Origin of the sequence: Photobacterium sp. BZF1, from assembly GCF_014349205.1 — a bacterium.
GTDB lineage: Bacteria > Pseudomonadota > Gammaproteobacteria > Enterobacterales > Vibrionaceae > Photobacterium.
This window is the reverse complement of record NZ_JACSOF010000276.1, coordinates 1-2,550: the sequence shown is the minus strand read 5'-3', so window position 1 is coordinate 2,550 and position 2,550 is coordinate 1. Positions and strand designations below refer to the sequence as shown.

Sequence of the window (2,550 nt, the reverse complement as noted above, 5' to 3'; positions counted from 1 at the left end):
TACGGAGAGATGGCTGAGTGGTTGAAAGCACCGGTCTTGAAAACCGGCATACGTTAATAGCGTATCTAGGGTTCAAATCCCTATCTCTCCGCCACATTCTAGAAATTGGGTGAAAACCGGATTTCATACAGAATTGGAGCGGTAGTTCAGTTGGTTAGAATACCGGCCTGTCACGCCGGGGGTCGCGGGTTCGAGTCCCGTCCGCTCCGCCAACGACATTAGCCTGATGCGAAAGCATCAGGCTTTTTCGTATCTACTGCTCCCGAAAGTGCCGTGCACTTTAGGTCGCGGAACTAGGCGTCCCCGCCGTGATGCCGGACCATCGAGTCCGCTTGGATGCAAGCCCAGCCCTCCGCCACTACATTGAAGCCCTGTCAGAAATGACGGGGCTTTTAGTAGGCGTTGAACATTGGCGTTAGCCTTTCTTTTCGAAATACAAAAAAGCCACTTCTGATTGCTCAGAAGTGGCGTTGTAATTATTTCAACAAAAGACTGAAATTTATTAGGTTGGCAAAACCTTATGCTGTCTCTGCAACTTTAGCCGGTGACGGATTACGGATTAGGTAATCAAATGCACCTAGGCTTGCTTTGGCACCTTCGCCCATGGCGATGATGATCTGCTTGTAAGGGACGGTTGTCACGTCGCCTGCTGCAAACACACCCTTCATAGAAGTCGCGCCGTGGGCGTCGATTTCGATTTCACCGCGAGGTGATAGGGCAACTTTTGTCTCTTTCAACCATTCGCTGTTTGGCATCAGGCCGATTTGAACAAAGATACCTGCAAGTTCGATTTGCTTCAGTTCGCCAGTGTTGCGGTCTTTGTACTCAAGACCTGTTACACGGTTGCCATCGCCCAGAACCTGTGTTGTCTGTGCCATCTTGATGATATCGATGTTTGGTGTTGCGTTCGCTTTGTCGATCAGTACCTGGTCTGCACGCAATGTGTCAGCGAATTCAAGAACGGTTACGTGCTCAACGATACCGGCTAGGTCAATTGCTGCCTCGATACCAGAGTTACCGCCACCGATTACCGCTGTTTTCTTGCCTTTGAACAATGGGCCGTCACAGTGCGGGCAGTAAGCAACACCTTTGTTACGGTATTCTTGTTCACCAGGAACATTCATCTCACGCCAGCGAGCACCAGTGCTCGTAATGACTGTGCGAGCTTTTAGCGTGGCACCGCTTTCTAGTTCAACGTGGATGTAACCATCAGAGGTTTCTTCAGCATCGATGATGTTAGCGGCACGCTGTTCGGTCATCACCTCGACGCCGTATTCTTTTACGTGTTCTTCTAGACTGGCAACCAACTTAGGGCCTGTGGTCGCTTTTACCGAAATAAAGTTTTCGATAGCCATAGTGTCCATCACCTGACCACCAAAGCGCTCAGCAACAACACCAGTACGAATACCTTTACGGGCTGCGTAGATAGCCGCTGAAGAACCCGCTGGGCCGCCACCTACAACAAGAACATCAAATGGCTCTTGCTTGCTTAGGCTCGCTGCTTTTTTCTCTGCTGCGCCGCTATCAACTTTGTTTAGGATTTCGGCAAGTGACATGCGGCCTTGGCCAAATAGTTCACCGTTAATAAATACGCTTGGTACAGCCATGATATCGCGAGACTTCACTTCGTCCTGGAATGCCGCGCCGTCAATCATTGTTGTTTTAATTAGCGGGTTAATTGCTGACATCATGTTGAATGCTTGAACAACCTCTGGGCAGTTCTGGCACGATAGTGAAATAAAGATCTCAACGTCTAGTGGTTGGTTGAGCTCTTTGATTTGTTCAATAGTTTCGGCATCAAGTTTAATTGGGTGACCACCACTATGAAGCAGTGCTAGTACCAGGGAAGTAAACTCATGTCCCATCGGTAGGCCAGCAAAACCAATTGATGTGCCTTTTTCTTTGTTCATCACCTGCATGATTGGCTGGCGAGTGCTTGCGCTATCATCACGGGTTACTTTAATTTTATTTGTTAGTGATGCGATATCATCTGCCAACGCTTGAAGCTTATTAGCTGTTTCACTGTCATCTAGGCTAACTACTAGCTCTACATCTGTTTTTAGGTTTTCTAGGTATGCTTTAAGCTGCTGCTTCATTGCTTGATCTAACATAATCGTGCCTATTCTTAGATTCTGTTTTTGGTATTGACCAATACCTTCTTGCTTTAAAGGAAAATAAAAAGGGGGCGCAAGTCGGCAAACATTTTGTGGTGGGTAGACGGTCTATTTATTTGGGGGCGGCACGCCCTAGCCCTTTAGGAGATAAGCCAAAGCGTGCCTGTCAAACTGAATAGTGTCCGATATTCAGTTGATTTTAGATTTTACCAACTAGGTCTAGAGATGGAGCTAGAGTCTCTTCACCTTCTTTCCACTTAGCTGGGCAAACTTCACCTGGGTTAGCTGCTACGTATTGTGCTGCTTTAACCTTGCGTAGTAGGTCTTCAGCGTCACGGCCGATACCTTCAGCAGTGATTTCCATCGCCTGGATAACACCTTCTGGGTCGATTAGGAAAGTAGCGCGGTCTGCAAGACCTTGACCTTCACGCATTAC

Annotated in this window: 1 protein-coding gene, 2 tRNA genes and 1 pseudogene; 2 read left to right on the top strand and 2 right to left on the bottom strand. The window is 47.9% G+C overall.

The genetic code is table 11. The features are described from left to right. Positions 1–3 precede the first annotated feature (3 nt). Positions 4–94: transfer RNA gene (locus tag BIZ37_RS29860), tRNA-Ser, on the top strand. A 41-nt stretch (positions 95–135) separates the two neighbouring features. Further along, positions 136–212 (top strand) — tRNA-Asp (locus BIZ37_RS29855). Between the two features lie 306 nt (positions 213–518). On the opposite strand, the gene ahpF is transcribed toward BIZ37_RS29855, so the two are convergent. Together ahpF and BIZ37_RS29845 are read right to left on the bottom strand one after the other, a co-directional pair. Next, a complete protein-coding gene (gene ahpF / locus BIZ37_RS29850) occupies positions 519–2,111 on the bottom strand; it encodes an alkyl hydroperoxide reductase subunit F (RefSeq protein ID WP_187464630.1) in 1,593 nt (530 codons plus the stop codon). 202 nt (positions 2,112–2,313) lie between these two features. After that, positions 2,314–2,550, bottom strand: a pseudogene (locus BIZ37_RS29845) (peroxiredoxin); the annotation flags it as partial.

Coding starts and splice junctions, on each gene's coding strand:
- ahpF (WP_187464630.1), bottom strand. CDS start 2,111: ATGTTAGATCAAGCAATGAAGCAGCAGCTTAAAGCATACCTAGAAAAC.